General features: G+C 59.2%; 2 protein-coding genes. One reads left to right on the top strand and one right to left on the bottom strand.

Annotated features, from left to right (window positions below; all coding sequences use genetic code 11):
- Positions 1 to 183 precede the first annotated feature (183 nt).
- Positions 184 to 1497, bottom strand: coding sequence for an IS701 family transposase (locus VMT30_00620; GenBank protein HVQ43457.1), 1314 nt, complete (start codon positions 1495 to 1497; stop codon positions 184 to 186).
- A gap of 104 nt (positions 1498 to 1601) precedes the next feature.
- Between VMT30_00620 and VMT30_00615 the strand changes: the two genes are divergently transcribed.
- Positions 1602 to 1862 (top strand): decaprenyl-phosphate phosphoribosyltransferase (locus VMT30_00615; protein ID HVQ43456.1); only part of this gene is annotated, 261 nt, incomplete at its 3' end.

The following is a 1862-nucleotide window of genomic DNA, read 5'->3' as shown; positions in this document are numbered from 1 at the left end:
ATCTCTGGAGCATCATCGGTGATTCGGGTTTTGTTGTCAGCGCCGTTGTGTCATCAGCCTAGTACTACAACGAGGGTTCACTCTCGTTGGGTAATCAGTGCGAGGCGACGCTTGCGATGTGAGAGATACGCCGCATGGTTTCTCTGCTGGTGATAGGCCAGGATGTCAAGCGCCAACTGCGTGTCAAACTCGCGGAGGGGCAAGACGGTCGCCAACACCATCACGACTTGGGGCAGCGTCACTGCTGGGGCTTTTTTTTAACCGTAGGCTCATGCGCACCACAAAGAAGTGCGCCAGAATGACCAAGGTCATATGATGATGCCATCCCGTCCAACTCCGTACCTCATAATCGCCCATCCCCAGCAGTTGCTTGCTGTCTTCAAAGCACGTTTCTATGGGCCACCGCATGCCGCTCATGTGCACCAGTTTTTCCAGCGCCGTGTCACCAGGAGCATTGCACAGGTAGCTCTTCAACTCTCCCGTCTCGACGTGCCGACGCAGCACCAACCAGACCTCAGGACCGGGCAACGTGTCCCGCACAGCCACCACCCGTATGGCAGCAAACTCCGCTACCATTGGTCCTTGGCTGCCTTCTTTGATGGTCTGGCGTGTCCACGCCTCAGCGGGCAGCGCCCCTGCCACTTCCAGCACCGTCCGCGCCTGTGGAGCACCATCCACCAAGCGCTCCCGCTGCGGGCGACGGCCGCGCCCACGCCTCGGCGGGATGTGGGTGGCCGGGCGCTCTTGCCAGACTCGCGTGGTGTGGGGCACTTCAGTAAAATACCACAAGCCCAGCCCCGCGACGCCATCCAGAAAGCCTGGGTTGCCCCCAAACGCCTCATCCGCCACGACCCAACGACACCGCAGCGTCTGGCTCTTGACCACCGTAGCGAGCATCTCCTGGGCCAGCGCGGGCTTGGTTTTGAAGGGGAGATCTGGCGGCAGACCACACTGCTGGCGCCGTGCCGTATACGCGTCATCGGTGAGCCATTCTGCGGGCACATACAACCGACGATCCAGTACGGTGTAGCCCTGGAGACTGCCATAGCCCACAAACACACCGGCTTGGCAGTTGGCCCGCTTGCCCAGTTCCCCGCAGTATTGACGCTTCACACCAACGGAATGGCTGCCCTGCTTCGGGAAATCACTCCCATCAACCATCAGCACGCCATCGTCGGCACCCAGGTCCGCTTCCACTTCTTGCCAGTGCTGGTGCAACAGCCGCTCATCGTTCCACGGCCCTTCGCTGATAAAGGACTGCATGGCCCGTACCGCCTTGGGAGCGACACCATCCACCGCCAGCACCATCGGCTCGATCGACTTGCGTGGCAACGTCGCCAGCAATCCTTGGAGATAGGAGTGCGCGGCTTCCCGTTGTTCACGCCGCTGAAACAACGGGCTGTAGATGGCGTGATAGACGCGCAACTCCTCCACCAGGTGCTCAATATCGTGGATCGCCAAGTCCATCTTGGGCGTGGTCTCGATCAGGTCCAGCATACTGCCCTCCTTCCATGCAGGATTGACGGGCAGCATTACACCACATTTCGAAACCTCGTTGTAGTACTAGTCTCTGTGCACTAGAACTGATGGAGACGTCGGCCATGCAAGAAAGCCCGGGAAGCCGCAGCGTGTTGTTGCTGTCGTGGGTGCGACTGCTTCGACCTAAGCAGTGGGTGAAGAACGTCTTCATGCTCCCAGGGCCGTTATTCGGCCACATACTTCTCAACTGGCACAGCGTGGGGCGTATCGGTGGGGCGTTTGCCATGTTTTGTCTGCTATCGAGCGCGGTGTATGTGGTCAATGATGTGTTAGATGTGGAAGAAGATCGAAATCATCCCGAAAAACGATCTCGTCCCGTTGCG

The sequence above is a fragment of the Candidatus Saccharimonadia bacterium genome (genome assembly GCA_035544015.1).
Lineage (GTDB): Bacteria > Patescibacteriota > Saccharimonadia > UBA4664 > UBA4664 > UBA5169.
The sequence above is the reverse complement of the archived record's forward strand: the minus strand, read 5'-3'. Positions and strand labels throughout refer to the sequence as shown.

Bases quoted from the DNA above. Each gene is read 5' to 3' on its own strand.
- VMT30_00620 (HVQ43457.1), bottom strand. From the start codon at position 1,497: ATGCTGGACCTGATCGAGACCACGCCCAAGATGGACTTGGCGATCCAC.